This window comes from Chromobacterium sphagni, assembly GCF_001855575.1.
Taxonomy (GTDB): Bacteria; Pseudomonadota; Gammaproteobacteria; order Burkholderiales; family Chromobacteriaceae; genus Chromobacterium; species Chromobacterium sphagni.
Map to the genome: position 1 here is coordinate 2534513 of NZ_MKCS01000001.1, position 13451 is coordinate 2547963.

A 13451-nucleotide genomic window follows, 5' to 3' on the forward strand; every position below is an offset into this window, starting at 1 on the left:
TTCGGGTCGAGCTGGGAGGCGCGTGCAGCGGTGGCTTGGCTGGGGCGTGCTGGATGCTGTTGTTGACAATGGCATGGAAAGTCAGCAGGTTGACTATTTTTTCAGAGCTTTCTCCATGTCCAGACGCGTCCAATTGCTGCTTGAGTTGCTGATCAATTTCCTGCTGCCTTGGTTGTGCTACCGATGGGCGCAGCCTCACCGGGGAGAGATGGCGGGCTTGTTGTTGTCTTCCGTGCCTCCCATGGCATGGAGCGTTTGGGAGCTGTGGCATCGTCGGCGCGTCGATGTCATGAGCATGATGGTCTTGCTGGGTATTGTTTTGTCGCTGCTGGCGATGGTGTTGGGCGGAGGGGAGCGGGTGCTACTGTTGCGCGAATCGCTGCTGTCCGGGTTGTTCGGCGTAGCCTTCCTGTTGTCCATGCTGCTGCCCAGACCGTTGGTGTTCTATCTGGCCCGGACGGCGCTTGAGCGGCAGCGGGAAGATGGGGGTGGACATTGCGAGCAGCTGTGGTCGCAATCGCCTTTCCGGCGCGGTATGCGGAATATGACCGCGGTGTGGGGTTGTGGCCTGGTGCTGGAGATGCTGTTGCGTTGCTATCTGGCCTGGCACTGGCCGGTGGAGCGCTCCTTGTTGCTGCTGCCCTGGATCAGTTATGGCGCGATGGGCCTGCTATGCGGCGCCACCTGGTTGTTGAGGCGGCGGTTGGCTAGGGAGCTATCGCCTGGGCAAGAGGTGGCCGGGGCGGGGGCTTGAAGTGGTGTTGGATTGGCATTGAATATTGAATCCGGGTACAATCTGGATTCTCCTGAGCGCAATGCAAAAAAATGGGCCGCACAAGGCGGCCCGAAGTTCCGTGATGAACACTTAGGAGAACAGGTATTGCCGTAATCTGTCTGCGCTGGCAGTCGCCTACAGGCAGCAACACCCGTCAAAATGCACAAGGCCGGTTCCGCGTCCGGAAGCGGTTGGCAGACCACATTCCGGTTGCGTGACACCGCTGCTTTCGCTTCGGTGCCGACCACGTTGTTAATGTAGCGGTCTTTTGTTGATGGCTTATGTTTTTGCCGCCGGCATCTGTTAAAGAGTATGAACAGTGGCTTGCGCTGGATTTGAAAATAGTTTCAGCTGAAAGCTTGACGTCAGCCCTCTTGAGGGATATAGTTCGCTCCTCTGCACGAAACACAGCGCAGACACAGAATTCAGACGCGGGGTGGAGCAGTCTGGTAGCTCGTCGGGCTCATAACCCGAAGGTCGTAGGTTCGAATCCTGCCCCCGCAACCAAATAAAGCAAGCACTTAGGCCAACTTTTCGAAGTTGGCCTTTTTGCTTTTCCGGACCGTGTAACCGCTGTGTAAGCGGATTCGATCCGTCTCGGTCGCTGTGAATCTACGCGGTCAGCAGGCGGTTCCTGCAGGATGCGATGCCAAGCATCCCCTTCATCAAGCTACCTGTTGTTCTCTACTACCAGCCAAACAGTTTGCTGAACCAGCTTTCCACGCGATATGAGATCGTGGTCCAGGTCTCGCGCAAGATCGTCTTGGCGGCTTCTTTGATCGTATCCCACAGCCCACCTATGGATTCCCGCTGCATGGAAGGCGTCACGTACTCGGCGCGGGTCTCTCGCGTGACGCTCCACTTTTTTTCTTTGGGCAGCCTATGGATGATTTGCTCGATCAGGATCTGTAGGCCGTAGCCTTCCACGGCGGAAGTGATGAAGATCTGGGTCAATGGCACGTTGAACAGCTGGCTGACCTGGAACTGCTTGCGGCTGATGTTGGTTAGCTGCTGCGGGCCGGGCATGCTGCGGCTGAAATCCCATTCCCGGCAGGGCTCGATCTTATCTACCTGATTCACCACGAACAGTAGCGGAATATCGTGCTCGATCAGATAGGGCAGGATCAGGCGCTGATAGCACTGCTCGTCTACGCTCAGCGCGCGATCATCTGCTTTGATCAGCCACAGCACCAGATCCAGCTCGGGCAGCATCTCTTGATACTGCTTGGCGTAAGCGGCTTCCTTATCCTGGCGTTCGCCGACGCCGGGTAGATCAATCAGCGAGATGCCTTTGCCGTTCTGGTAGGCCAGAGTGTATTCGGAAGCGCCGACGGTGCAAGGCGCGACGTCATCGACTTCGGCGACTTCTTGCCCGAACAGGGCATTGCACAGGCTGGACTTGCCGGCGCCGCTTTTGCCCATCAAGCCAACTGCGGCTTCGTAATTCACCAGCTCTTCGATGCGCTCGCGCAGTTTGTTCAGCTGTTCGTCGCTGAATGCGCCGGCATGGGACTGGAAGGGCTGTTGCAGCCATTGCGCGAGTTCTTGCCGTGAGGCAGGTGGTGTCATGATGCTTTCTCCAAGAAATAGCACGCCCATCCTCGGTACGCTGAGGATGGGCGTTATGCCGTCAAAGGGGGATCAATAAGATTGGCTGCGCTGCTTGGACAGACCGTCAGGGCCGATGCCAACCAGGCCGCTAGATAGGCTTCAGCCGGTCAGCTGAGTTTTATTGCAGGCCTTCTTCGCGAATGGCGAGATCGCGCCGCGATCCCCCTTCTTGTAAAACCATTTCTGCGCCACGCTCCAGGGGATTTCCATATTGCGGCTGTCGTAAAACTTCATATCGCGCATGAAAACCAAGTTGGCGGCGGCCTTCAGGTTCGTGATCTGCTGCAAGCCTTCCTCGAATCCATCGGCATGGGTGCCATTGGCAATCCAGGTGGCGTGGTGGAAGGCGCAACCACCTTGCGACGCAGTCGTGCCGCCATTCTTCATCCGCTTAAAGTCGTGCTCGGCATCGGCGTAGGCTTTTTCTTCCAGCTTGGATGGATCTCGGGAATTGCCCACGCAGAACGCGGGGCCGCCCGCGCTGCCTTCTTTTAAACCGTTTAAGGCGCATTGGTAGGCTTCGCGATACTCGGCGGAGTTCTTGCCTCCAGCCGCGAAGGCGGAACCGCAGCTCAGCAAGCTGATCAGGGTGAGTAGGGTCAATTTACGCATTGTGTTCTCCACGGATAAGCGCACGATTCTCGGATCGTGCTGTTAGTAAAAGGGCTCAGGTATTGGCAGGGGATTTGCCTTGTTTGCATTGCTGCTCCCACTCCGCTAGCTGATCGTGGTTGATCAAGGCGAAGTCGCCATCAGGGGATGCTTTGCGGAATGCGGCGACCCAGGCTTCCTGGCAGGCGCTGAGGGCGTCGGATGGCTGGGCGGTCTGTTTCGCGCGCTCCCGGTCATCGGCAGTGCTGTAGTTCACTTCACTGCCGTTTTGGTAGGTGGCATCGATGTCCAAGGCACCATTGTCTTTCCAGGTCTGATACGTGCCGTTCAGCGCGCCGTTTGCCCATTCGGCGTGCAGGGTGGGTTTGCCGGTTTCTGCAGAGAATGACTCTTCAATGCCATCTTTGAGGCCATTCACCGACATGGCACGGTAAATGACACGCTTGCCATCGGGGGCGTAGCGGATGATTTCTCCCTGGTATTTTCCATTCTCAAATTGAGCGCGCCCTGTGAGATTGCCGGTGTTGGCGTCAAAGTTCTCTTCTGTGCCAACCAAAATGCCGTGCTCTCTGTTCACGCGGTAAATCAGCTTATGCGTTTGCGGACTGAAGACTTCCAGCTTCCCGTCGATTGCGCCTTTGGCAAAGGTGGCGTTGATCACCGGCTGATCACTGTTGTCAGGCGTGAAGGTCTTGACCTCTCCATCCAACAAGCCTTGGCTGAAATTCAACTGCATGACGAGATGGCTGGAGTTGGGCTGCTTGCAATCTGTTTTGCCATTCAGCAGGCCATCTTCGATATGGGCATCGCAGAGGGGAGTGAGGTCTATGGCGGTGCCGAGGATATTATTTGCAGTGGCGAGCAAGTCGCTCCGTCCTTGGAGCCTTGCCCAAATCTGGGCGAGGGGAACATTGCTTACCTTGCCGCTGAAGGGCTCGTTGGCGCCGTTTTTATAGATCTTGCCGTTGACGACTTCCGCATTGCGGAACTCCAGAACATGCCCGGAGCAGCCGGCTAGCGCGACAGCCATCGCGCAACTGAGCAGGCGGATGCGCGGGAGGGGTTTCATCACAGTTTTCCTTATTCGATAGAGGAGAGGGGCGGGCGATTCGGGATGACGAGCTATATCGCCCCTTTACATTGAAATTCTACTTAAAAGGTTGAATTTCAACTCTTTGGGCACTTCATGTCAATGGGTTGGTTCACGACCATTAAGGTTGAAATGGAGCGTGTAATGTCAAACCTTGATGTGGAACAGTTGAACCAGCGGGTCGGGCAGGCCGTGGCCCGCCATCGCAAGGCGCTGGGGATGAACCAGGAAGACCTGGCGGAGAAGCTGGGCGTCGGCCTGGAGGCGATATCGCGTCTGGAGCGCGGGCGCATCAAGCCAACCTTGGTCCGGCTATTGGAGCTGGCTGAGGTATTGGGCTGCAGCGTGAATGATCTGCTGTCGGAAACCAGCGTCAATCCAGGCGATCAGGCGCGCTACCTGGAACAACTGCTGGCTCGCTTGAAACAGGCAGATCGCCAGTTGGTGGTGGACATGGTGGAACAACTGAGCGACCGCCTGGCGCAGCCTTGATGCCAGCGCTAGCGCGCGCAATGAAGCTGATCGCGATAGGTGGCAAACGCGGTTTGATCGGCGAAGCCGCTCATCGGGAAATACTCGGCATCATCGTCGGCATCGTCTAAATCCACGACCTTTACCTCGCAATCCGCCTGCGAGGCATACACGCCTTCGACTTCCCCACCTGAAATGACGACCAGAATCGCCTGCGGCGTAGACGGCGCAGCGCTGTCGTTGGGTGCTTGGCTACCCGTATCTCCCTCTTCCCAGTCGTAGCTGGGCAAGGCATCGATCTCATCGCCATCCGCGTCCAGTCGCACCCAGGTCGCGGCCGGATAGTTCGCCTTAACCCAGCTGGCAATGCGCTGCAGATCGGGATGATCTGGAAACTGTTCGGCAGGATCGCTATCGGTTTCACCCAGGGCGATGAAGAAGCCGTGGCTGTACTCGGCGTATTCCAGCTCGACCCAGCCGCCGACATTGATTTGCAACCAGGCGTTGGTTTGTTGGCGAATGTGAGAGGTGGAGAGCACGGGAAGGGTCATGACCCAGTGTGCGTCATTGGGTTGATGGGGCATCGGCATCAATATTCCTCCGCCAGCATGAGGGTCAGCACCCGGCGCGTTTGCTGGGCATCCCAAGGGGCTTCGCTGCCGAATTCGCTATCCAGCGCGTAGTAGTCGATTTTCCAGAACACGGTGTCGCCATCGATCTCCACCTGGCCAAAGTCGTGCTCCAGATAAGGATCGTTACCGGCGTGGAACACGCGGGATGTCCGGATCGCGGCGAGGAAGCGCTCAGGCTCGGCCAGCGCGGCAAACCCTTGCGTGCAGCACACTTGGCCCAAGTCGTGCGTGGAGAATGGCAATCCCGCACGCAGCTGATCATTGAGTTCGGCGGTGCGCAGTTGATTCAGCAGCCAGGCGCCAGTTTGCGGCAGCTTGTTGATGCTCAACCGCAGCGCGGCTGGATCTGTTTGGTGCTGTCCAGATAGCAGATCGGCTATCCATTGGCGGATGCCTGTGGCGTCTTGAGCGGGGCAAACGCGGCCGTCCAGCGTTTCGATACGGTGGTGCATGGAGAGGTCTCCGAGTGACGGGCATAAAAAATCCCCTGTCTGGTCAAGCCAGAGCAGGGGAGCGAGGGAAAGGAATGGGTCAGTTCAGCAGCAGTAAGGCGTGTTTGAGGGCGTTCTCCTTCAGCTGCGCGCCTTGGCCGAACCAGGCGGAATCCAGCCGGTGATCTTGGCTGCGGGAGCGGCGGCGGTGATCCACGTATTCCGTCACCGCATTCAGCAGCCCCCAGGCGGTGCGATGGCTACCGGGCAGCAGGGCGCCGCGTCCTTCCCCGGCATAGAGGGACGTCACTTGCTGCATGGCGCGTGAAACCGGGTCATCCGGCGACGCCATCACCGGTTCGCGCAGCACATCGCTGAAATACTGTTTGGCCTCATCGGGCGAGATCGGACGGTTGGCCAATTGCTTGATATCGACCATGAAACGGTCCCAAGCCGACAAACCGATGCCCAGCGACTCCTTGACCAACTTCGGATCAAAGCGGGTGGAATGTGGCACTTTGACGCCGCCGCCCTCGCGGCCGACGACGAACTGCAGCGTGTTGTTGCAGACCACGCGCACCGAGGTGAACTGCGCGGTGGTGCAAAGCGTGCCATCGCAGCTGGTGGCCAGCAGCAAGTAAGCGTTGACCTGATCCTGGCCTTTGACCTGCGTACCCTGTCCAGTACGCGCCAGCGCCCACAACTTGCGGCCGCCCTTGAGCACGCCAGCTGTTTCCAGTTCAAAGCCGCCGGCATGAACCAGATCGTTATAGAAATGCAGCACCTCCTGCGGCTGCACCACTTGATAGCGGCTGGAGACGACCGACAGCGGCGCCAGCGTATCCGAGCGATACAGCACCTTGGCGTCGCTGTGAGAGCGGATATGGATGGCATCGGCAGCGGTATTGAACAGCACCTCCGCTTCCTGAATCGACCAATCCAGTCCCGCCTCGCGCTGCCAGACCTCGACAGGCTGCCCAGTCGGCAGGCTGTTGCCCAAGCCATGCCAAGGGGTTTGGCCGACATAGGCCATGGTTTCCACTAAATGCGACATATCGAACTCCATGAGGGGAGGCTTCATCATTTCAAATGGATGAAGGGGGAGGATGAGAACGTTTGGGAAAAATCAAGCCCAGCTCAAGTCGATGATATGTAGTTGAAAAAATCTAGATTCGATTAGGAGCGCAGCATGAAAGCCATATTTGAGAAGGCCATCAGCCGAGTAGCGCGGATTTTAAAAGGGAAAAATACTGAAGTGAAAAGGGCAGAGAGGAGAAAGCACCTGGCCTCGGTTTGCAGCTATGGCGTAACTATCTCGTCGGAGGTGGAGGAACTGCTAGAACAGCTTTTTGAGCAGATGAGCAGAGAGGAAAAAAGCCCCATGTGCAGCAATGGGGCAAGGGTAGAAATCAAAATGTGATTCAAATGGGTATAAGGTCAGCCACCTTAATGCGCGCTCGCCATCTTGGTGAGTGGTCTAACCCTGGTTTGTATTTCCGTAATAATTTCCATGCCTTCCTGCAAATCCACCATATAGTTTCCCGCTTTTATATTTCCGGAAATTTCTACATTGGCAAGCGGCACTGCATAGCGCTCAATGTAGCGTTGGTAGTCCTTTAGCAATAGATCGCAAACCCGCAACATAGTTTGAGGATTGTTAGCCAGGATGGCATGGCCCAGCAGGTCAAAGTTGTGCAGTGTATCCGCGAGCTGCCAAATATCTTTACTGTTTCGTAAGCGGTGAGTGCGGCCAGTCGCTTGCTTGCTATGCTGTCGGATGGTGGTCGCAATGTGAGCCGTATAGTACAAAAGCCGTGCCAGTTCGCTTGTTAAATTCAGCTCCTGTGAGTTCATGATCCGCACCTTGTTTTATTCGTTTTTAATCTATCTGTCTGTCCGGTTGCCGTCAGTCAAGTTGACTGCGCTTGCTAAAGCCATCAGTGAGTCGAGTAAGAGTTTAGTGCGAAATATTATTGTCCAGCCAATATACAGTCGTGATGAAAACTGATAAGGTGTTGAATAATATCCAAACGGCATCGGATTGGTTTGCGCATAATGCAAACGATGCGGCGAGGCCTCAAGGAAAATAATTTTCCTTGACAGTGTTTTGCGGCTATGAGTCACTTTCAACTCAAGATAAAGGTCAATATTAATCGTATTGGTTTTGAATAGTACCATCCTAATATTGATACAACTACTTAATTCAATCAGAGGCTTCCAATGGAAAGCGTACCAGCAATTGCAGCAAAGAAGATCACAGTTAGAATTGTGCCTTGGCTGATCATTTGTCTAACCATGGCCTACATCGACAGAACCAACTTGGCTTTTGCACAATTTTCCTTGGCGAAATCCTTCGGAATTGATCCATTAGTTTTTGGGACGGCTGCAGGGGTATTTTTTGCTGGATATATTGCCGCAGAAATTCCTAGTAATTTACTGTTGCTAAGATTCGGCGCTCGGAGATGGCTGGCAAGAATTATGATCAGCTGGGGCGTGGTCACGATGTCAACTTACTACGTCCACACAGATACTCAGCTGTATATTGTCAGATTTCTGCTTGGAGTGTGTGAGGCAGGGTTTTATCCCGGAGTACTGTTTTATTTGACACGCTTCATTCCAATAGAGAATCGTGCCAAAACCAATTTCCTTTTTATCTCCGCGATTCCGCTATCCGCCGTGATCGGCAGCATATTTTCGGGCTGGTTATTGGAAACGATCTCTAAATCGCATTACTTAGGCATGGCTGCATGGCAGTGGTTGTTCTTGACAGAAGGTCTTATGACCATTTTTATTGGTATTGCACTGCTCTTTGTGCTGCCGGAGAGCATCAAGTCTGTAAAGTATTTAACTGATGCTGAAAAATTGCAATTAAGCGCGCACATACAAGCACAGGAAGAAACCAAAGCTGTGATTGGATCGCCGCTGAAAGCGCTGTTGGATTTGAAAGTTTGGATATATGCAATAGTGACTTCTGCCTCAGCATTTTCCATGTATTGCATTTCATTCTGGCTCCCGCAGATCATCAAATCCTTTAATGTTGCCAATACATTGCATATCGGCTTTATCAATGCCATCCCATGGGGCTTGGCGCTTGTCGCGCTAGCGACGTCGTTTGTTATGACTAGAACCATAAAACGGCCAATTTTTATCTTGTCCCTGTTGTATGGAATTGGATGCTTATCATTATCTGCCATCTTGATTAATGGCATAAGCGTGATAGCAAAGCTGGGCTTAATTTCGATTGCGACTACTGCGATTATGCTGACCTATCCCGTATTTTGGTCGTTAGTCAATTTCCTTAAAGGCAAGGCTGCGGCAGTTATTTTTGCTGTGATCAATTCCATTGGCAGCTTGGCTGGGTTTATGTCGCCCATCATGATGGGATATGTCATCAAGGCAACGGGGAGTCCACAGATTGGTATCGTAATCATGTCCGGCTTTATGGGGTTGGCTGTGATTTTGCTTTTTGTGATTCACATTGCCTTTACAGAAAACAAGCGTGCCGCAGCTTTCTGATATTAATGATATCAATGGAGATTCATTGAAATGTCAGATTTGCCAGATCTCATAAAAACACAAATAGATTCCTCAAGGCATAGCTGTGGCGTCAAGAATAAAACGCACCAGTTTCTTTATGCGCATAGTCAATACCTTTCTGTTGTGGGAGCTTCATGTCTAGAGGAGATTTTAGGCAGGCACACGTATGACCTGCCTATCAACTCTGTTTCGGAAGGGCACGATTATGATGCTGAGGATGGGATTGTGCTGCGAGAGGAGCGGCCCGTTATTTCCTTGCACTGCTTTCGGAATGGATCGGTATACAATGAAATTACCTATATCAAAGAGCCGTTATATTCCTCTTCAAATAAATTGGAGTGGGTTTATTTTAGGACATTGAACTATTTGAAGGTGGATACATCAAATCAAGTTGATGAAGGCAAGCAGGGCAGCGAGAGTAATCGCGAAAAGATACTGAAGTGCCTATCTAATCTAACCGACAAAGAATTCAAGATTCTAGAGCTTTTTTGCGCAGGAAAACAACCAAAGGAAATTGCTTTTGCTACCAATACTTCAGTTTCCACTATTTCTAAGGCGCTAGCAAGAATAAAGTCTTCGCTCAATATTAGCAATAACTTCGATATTATCAGAACAATAAATGCCAACAATATGCAGCCATTTCTGCATAGTCGTGCCTCGGATAACTTTGGTGTAGTTTACATGGACATAATGAGGTTGCCATGATGATATCTGATAGTCATGCCCTGTTTGAAGCTGCTGGCTGTGCGATGACCCTCAACAACACAGGTGTCATTACCGACAGTAAGGATTTTGTTTCTACTGCTTTTTGCAATCAGCCGGTATCTGCTTTTCCTCTACTTGAGATCGGTGCGGGATTTGGTTCGAATTCAATTTCTGCTTTAAAAAATGGGCACACGGTCATATGCAATGACTTAAGCAAAGAGCATTTGGAGATCGCTAGCAGGAACGTGCCTGCTGAAATGTTGCAACGGATTACATTTCTGGATGGTAGTTTTCCTGATGAAATTGATCTGACAGAGAACTCCATTTCATCCATTCTGTGTTGTCGGGTTTTGCATTTTTTCAATGGCCCAGGCATTGATAAAATGCTGAATGCCATGTCCAGGCTATTAATTCCCAATGGGCGAATTTATGCAACTGTCGAGACGCCGTTCATTGGTAATTGGAAGTCTTTCAGACCGGAGTATGAAGCAAGGCTTGCCGCTGGTCATCCTTATCCTGGCTTGATCGAAAATCATCGCATGCACGATAGCATAGCGTTTTCGAATCAAATTCCTGATGTTTTGCATCTGTTTGATCTTGATAGTTTTAAAAAACTATTCACTGACCATGGCTTTATGGTTGAGCAAGCCGCATACATCAATCGACAAGGTGTTTTCCCCGTTGAGTGCTTGTCTGATGATGGTCGGGATAGTGTTGGGGTGATTGCTATAAAGCCGGCGAACTAGAAAGCACACCATCTAGATTTGTGATTTTTTGCACGTAAACCAGAGATAGTACAAAAAAGGAAAGCATACATGTCTACCGGTACGATCAATTGGCAGAAAAAAGCAGAGCAATTGCATTTCGAAGGCCGCGCCTACATTGATGGCGCTTACCGGAAAGCGCTGAGCGGCAAAGAGTTCACAACGATCAATCCCGCAACCGGCAAGGTGTTGGCATCTATTGAGTGGTGCGGTGAAGAGGATGTGGAGCTAGCGGTGCGTGCAGCGAGGCGGGCATTCGATGGTGGCGCATGGTCCGAGCTGGCACCGCGTTCCAGGATGGAAATACTGAAACGATTTGCCTCGCTCATCCAGGACAATATTGAAGAATTAGCGCTCTTGGAATCATTGGATGTTGGCAAACCCATCGCCAACGCTCTAAGCGTTGATATTTCCAATACGGCTTACTGCATCAGTTGGTTTGCCGAGCTGATTGATAAGGTTCCGGGTGAGGTTGTGCCTGTCGATCCGGCGTTGCTTGGCATGGTGACGCGCGAGCCTGTCGGCGTGGTGGCAGCCATTGTACCGTGGAACTTCCCTTTGCTGATGGCAAGCTGGAAGTTCGCTCCGGCGTTGGCCGCAGGCAATGCGGTCATTCTGAAGCCCTCTGAGAAGTCGCCCCTTACCGCAATCCGTGTTGCGGCTCTGGCTGAAGCAGCGGGCATTCCGCCTGGTATTTTTCAGGTCTTGCCGGGGGCGGGGGATGTTGGCCAGGCCTTGGCATCACATCTGGATGTGGATTGCGTCGCCTTTACCGGCTCGACGGCGGTTGGCAAGCAGATCGCCAACTATGCGGCACAAAGCAATCTCAAGCGTGTGTGGTTGGAGTTGGGCGGGAAAAGCCCGAATATTATCTTGGCAGACTGCAAGGATCTTAAGGCCGCTGCGAAAGCAGCAGCTGGTGCAATTTGTTATAACGCTGGTCAAATGTGTACGGCAGGGTCTCGTGTCTTGGTGGCTAGAGAAATACGCGAAGCCTTCTTGTCTGAACTGAAAGTGGCGATGGCTGATTATCGTCCTGGAGATCCATTGTCACCTGAAACGAACTTGGGTGCAGTTGTCGATCAACGGCAGTTTGATAAAGTCCTGTCTTATATAGCGCAAGGACAAAAAGAAGGCGCTAAGCTGCTACAAGGTGGTGCTGCTGTCCAAGCTATCCATCCAGATGGTTTGTTTATTGAGCCTGCTATTTTTGATTGCCCGCAGCCCAACTTGACGATTTGCCGTGAGGAAATATTTGGACCCGTGTTGTCAGTGATTACCTTTGATGGTGTAGATGAGGCTGTGCGGATTGCTAATGATAGCCAATATGGGCTCGGGGCGGCAGTGTGGACTCAGGATGTCTCGACAGCGCACAAAGTGGCACGTCAACTGCGAGCCGGTACGGTTTGGGTCAACTGCTATGAAGAGGGTGGGGATATGAACTTGCCGTTTGGTGGCTATAAACAGTCTGGCAATGGTCGCGACAAGTCATTGCATGCGCTTGAAAAATACACAGAACTGAAGAGTACTTTGATCAAGCTATAACGATATTTTGTTTACAGCATAAAAAGGAGTGGGAAAAAAGAGAGGCTAAGCCTCTCTTTTTTATGCCGTAACTTTGAATGCACTAGAAGATTCTAAATCTTATCATTCGTAAAATGATGAATCAATTATTAAGTAAAAAACCACTATGACGCGAGTTGAAGGGTGATGTTACACACTACCCGTACTGAGGTGAGCTGAGCGGAGTGGCCAGCATCTATCGTAGCTGGTGGCGAGCAGTAGATAAGCTTTCACCGGGTCGACGTTGCGAGTCTGGGGTTCTTGGCCGGTTCACGCCAGTGCCCACAGCCTGTGGACTGTCTCGGGAACCGTAGACAAATTCCCGCCTCACGCCGAAGCCCGTTCAAAGCCCTCGGGACTGATGCCCGTTCTGCTGACGCTGGCTGCGCCGGCCTGGGCGTGGTCATGCGCCTTGGGTGGTGGACAGTTGGCGCAATCTGACGCCGGGCAGCGTTTTTTGCGGCAGCTTTTTCAACTGGAGAGCGGCGCACCAAGAGTTTTGCCGGCTGCTACACGGCATTTCCTGCTGTTCGGTTTTCGGCGTAAGCCCTTGGATTCTGGAGCCGGGCGACGGTCGGGGGCCTAAGCAGCCAGTTGCGCGACGAGGCGCAGCGGCAGGCATTCCGAATGCAGGGTTATTCGCAATCTCATGCCGCCATTCTGCATGCCGGAGACGTGCTGCGAGATGTGCGGGAGATCCTGGCTAGCTATGTGTCGCCTGCTGCTGGCCGGGATGATTCCGGGCGAAAGCTGTCAATGCGGCGCCGCTGATGCGGTAATACACTTTGTCCTCCACCACGCTGGCGCCGATGTGGCGATAAAACGCCAACGCTGCCGCATTGCCGCGCTCGGCGGTCCAGTCCAGCCGTTGGCAGCCATGCTCCAGCGCCAGCCGGGCCAGCGCCTGCAGCAAGGTTTTGCCTGCGCCGCTGCCGCGGGCCTCTTCGCAGGTGAACAGGTCTTTCATGAACAGTTGGCCGCTGTACTCCGGCGCCGGATAGAGCAGGGAGAAGGTGGCCAAGCCCAGCGTCAGTCCGTCTCGCTCCGCCAGCATGGTCTGCACGCCGCAATGCGGCTGGAACAGGTTGGCGGTGACATAGCGGGCCGACGCGTCGAGCTTGGCCCGTTCCGCGCCGAAGTAATGCTTGTCCATTTGATAGAACAGCTCGGCGAGGGTATCGCTGTCGGCGGGAGCGGCCAGGCGGGTGGTGATCATGGTGCCATCCTGTGGGACGAAGCTGTTGATGCCAATGCTATCGG

At 53.2% G+C, this 13451-nt stretch carries 15 protein-coding genes and 1 tRNA gene; 8 read left to right on the forward strand and 8 right to left on the reverse strand.

Features of this window, described 5'->3' with window-relative positions:
- The first annotated feature begins 115 nt into the window (after window positions 1-115).
- Together BI347_RS11945 and BI347_RS11950 are read left to right on the forward strand one after the other, a co-directional pair.
- Window positions 116-754: a VC0807 family protein gene (locus BI347_RS11945; RefSeq protein ID WP_071116403.1), complete on the forward strand. Its 639-nt coding sequence runs from the start codon at window positions 116-118 to the stop codon at window positions 752-754.
- 451 nt (window positions 755-1205) lie between these two features.
- A tRNA-Met gene (locus BI347_RS11950) sits at window positions 1206-1282 on the forward strand.
- A 180-nt stretch (window positions 1283-1462) separates the two neighbouring features.
- Here the strand turns inward: BI347_RS11950 and BI347_RS11955 are convergent.
- The 3 genes from BI347_RS11955 to BI347_RS11965 form a co-directional block, all read right to left on the reverse strand.
- Entirely contained in the window at window positions 1463-2344 is an 882-nt protein-coding gene (locus tag BI347_RS11955) for a GTPase family protein (protein WP_071115941.1), read from the reverse strand.
- Window positions 2345-2485: 141 nt separating this feature from the next.
- A complete protein-coding gene (locus BI347_RS11960; protein WP_071115942.1) occupies window positions 2486-2998 on the reverse strand; it encodes a hypothetical protein in 513 nt (170 codons plus the stop codon).
- Between the two features lie 55 nt (window positions 2999-3053).
- Window positions 3054-4067, reverse strand: coding sequence for a toxin-antitoxin system YwqK family antitoxin (locus BI347_RS11965; RefSeq protein ID WP_139167210.1), 1014 nt, complete (start codon window positions 4065-4067; stop codon window positions 3054-3056).
- A gap of 165 nt (window positions 4068-4232) precedes the next feature.
- On the opposite strand from BI347_RS11965, the gene BI347_RS11975 reads away from it, so the two are divergent.
- Window positions 4233-4580, forward strand: coding sequence for a helix-turn-helix domain-containing protein (locus tag BI347_RS11975; protein WP_071115945.1), 348 nt, complete (start codon window positions 4233-4235; stop codon window positions 4578-4580).
- Window positions 4581-4588: 8 nt separating this feature from the next.
- On the opposite strand, the gene BI347_RS11980 is transcribed toward BI347_RS11975, so the two are convergent.
- The 3 genes from BI347_RS11980 to BI347_RS11990 form a co-directional block, all read right to left on the reverse strand.
- Window positions 4589-5149 (reverse strand): DUF5983 family protein, encoded by a 561-nt coding sequence (locus BI347_RS11980; RefSeq protein WP_071115946.1) that lies wholly within the window; start codon window positions 5147-5149, stop codon window positions 4589-4591.
- Window positions 5149-5643, reverse strand: coding sequence for a DUF3768 domain-containing protein (locus BI347_RS22660; RefSeq protein WP_083338837.1), 495 nt, complete (start codon window positions 5641-5643; stop codon window positions 5149-5151). The genes BI347_RS11980 and BI347_RS22660 overlap by 1 nt, the downstream gene beginning before the upstream one ends.
- 79 nt (window positions 5644-5722) lie before the next feature.
- On the reverse strand, window positions 5723-6676 hold the full coding sequence (locus BI347_RS11990) for a DUF932 domain-containing protein (RefSeq protein WP_071116405.1): 954 nt from the start codon (window positions 6674-6676) through the stop codon (window positions 5723-5725).
- 135 nt (window positions 6677-6811) lie between these two features.
- Here BI347_RS11990 and BI347_RS11995 point away from each other — a divergent pair, with 135 nt between their 5' ends.
- The gene (locus tag BI347_RS11995; RefSeq protein ID WP_071115947.1) at window positions 6812-7042 is read left to right on the forward strand and encodes a hypothetical protein; all 231 of its coding nucleotides are present in this window, start codon (window positions 6812-6814) and stop codon (window positions 7040-7042) included.
- 26 nt (window positions 7043-7068) lie between these two features.
- Here the strand turns inward: BI347_RS11995 and BI347_RS12000 are convergent, their stop codons facing one another.
- The gene (locus BI347_RS12000) at window positions 7069-7476 is read right to left on the reverse strand and encodes a hypothetical protein (protein ID WP_071115948.1); all 408 of its coding nucleotides are present in this window, start codon (window positions 7474-7476) and stop codon (window positions 7069-7071) included.
- 366 nt (window positions 7477-7842) lie between these two features.
- Here BI347_RS12000 and BI347_RS12005 point away from each other — a divergent pair, with 366 nt between their 5' ends.
- The 4 genes from BI347_RS12005 (at window position 7843) to BI347_RS12010 (ending at window position 12173) form a co-directional block, all read left to right on the forward strand.
- Window positions 7843-9138, forward strand: a complete 1296-nt coding sequence (locus BI347_RS12005; RefSeq protein WP_071115949.1) for an MFS transporter — start codon at window positions 7843-7845, stop codon at window positions 9136-9138.
- A gap of 30 nt (window positions 9139-9168) precedes the next feature.
- The gene (locus tag BI347_RS22665; RefSeq protein WP_083338838.1) at window positions 9169-9864 is read left to right on the forward strand and encodes a helix-turn-helix transcriptional regulator; all 696 of its coding nucleotides are present in this window, start codon (window positions 9169-9171) and stop codon (window positions 9862-9864) included.
- On the forward strand, window positions 9861-10610 hold the full coding sequence (locus tag BI347_RS22670) for a class I SAM-dependent methyltransferase (protein ID WP_083338839.1): 750 nt from the start codon (window positions 9861-9863) through the stop codon (window positions 10608-10610). Before BI347_RS22665 ends, BI347_RS22670 begins: the two co-directional genes overlap by 4 nt.
- A gap of 69 nt (window positions 10611-10679) precedes the next feature.
- Window positions 10680-12173 (forward strand): aldehyde dehydrogenase, encoded by a 1494-nt coding sequence (locus BI347_RS12010; RefSeq protein WP_071115950.1) that lies wholly within the window; start codon window positions 10680-10682, stop codon window positions 12171-12173.
- A gap of 721 nt (window positions 12174-12894) precedes the next feature.
- Here BI347_RS12010 and BI347_RS12015 read toward each other — a convergent pair.
- The gene (locus tag BI347_RS12015) at window positions 12895-13407 is read right to left on the reverse strand and encodes a GNAT family N-acetyltransferase (RefSeq protein WP_071115951.1); all 513 of its coding nucleotides are present in this window, start codon (window positions 13405-13407) and stop codon (window positions 12895-12897) included.
- Window positions 13408-13451 lie beyond the last annotated feature (44 nt).

Bases quoted from the DNA above. Each gene is read 5' to 3' on its own strand.
- BI347_RS11965 (WP_139167210.1), bottom strand. From the start codon at position 4,067: ATGAAACCCCTCCCGCGCATCCGCCTGCTCAGTTGCGCGATGGCTGTC.
- BI347_RS12010 (WP_071115950.1), top strand. From the start codon at position 10,680: ATGTCTACCGGTACGATCAATTGGCAGAAAAAAGCAGAGCAATTGCAT.
- BI347_RS11975 (WP_071115945.1), top strand. From the start codon at position 4,233: ATGTCAAACCTTGATGTGGAACAGTTGAACCAGCGGGTCGGGCAGGCC.
- BI347_RS11995 (WP_071115947.1), top strand. From the start codon at position 6,812: ATGAAAGCCATATTTGAGAAGGCCATCAGCCGAGTAGCGCGGATTTTA.
- BI347_RS11945 (WP_071116403.1), top strand. From the start codon at position 116: ATGTCCAGACGCGTCCAATTGCTGCTTGAGTTGCTGATCAATTTCCTG.
- BI347_RS11960 (WP_071115942.1), bottom strand. From the start codon at position 2,998: ATGCGTAAATTGACCCTACTCACCCTGATCAGCTTGCTGAGCTGCGGT.
- BI347_RS12015 (WP_071115951.1), bottom strand. From the start codon at position 13,407: ATGATCACCACCCGCCTGGCCGCTCCCGCCGACAGCGATACCCTCGCC.
- BI347_RS22660 (WP_083338837.1), bottom strand. From the start codon at position 5,643: ATGCACCACCGTATCGAAACGCTGGACGGCCGCGTTTGCCCCGCTCAA.
- BI347_RS22665 (WP_083338838.1), top strand. From the start codon at position 9,169: ATGTCAGATTTGCCAGATCTCATAAAAACACAAATAGATTCCTCAAGG.
- BI347_RS12000 (WP_071115948.1), bottom strand. From the start codon at position 7,476: ATGAACTCACAGGAGCTGAATTTAACAAGCGAACTGGCACGGCTTTTG.
- BI347_RS11990 (WP_071116405.1), bottom strand. From the start codon at position 6,676: ATGTCGCATTTAGTGGAAACCATGGCCTATGTCGGCCAAACCCCTTGG.
- BI347_RS11955 (WP_071115941.1), bottom strand. From the start codon at position 2,344: ATGACACCACCTGCCTCACGGCAAGAACTCGCGCAATGGCTGCAACAG.
- BI347_RS12005 (WP_071115949.1), top strand. From the start codon at position 7,843: ATGGAAAGCGTACCAGCAATTGCAGCAAAGAAGATCACAGTTAGAATT.
- BI347_RS11980 (WP_071115946.1), bottom strand. From the start codon at position 5,149: ATGCCGATGCCCCATCAACCCAATGACGCACACTGGGTCATGACCCTT.
- BI347_RS22670 (WP_083338839.1), top strand. From the start codon at position 9,861: ATGATGATATCTGATAGTCATGCCCTGTTTGAAGCTGCTGGCTGTGCG.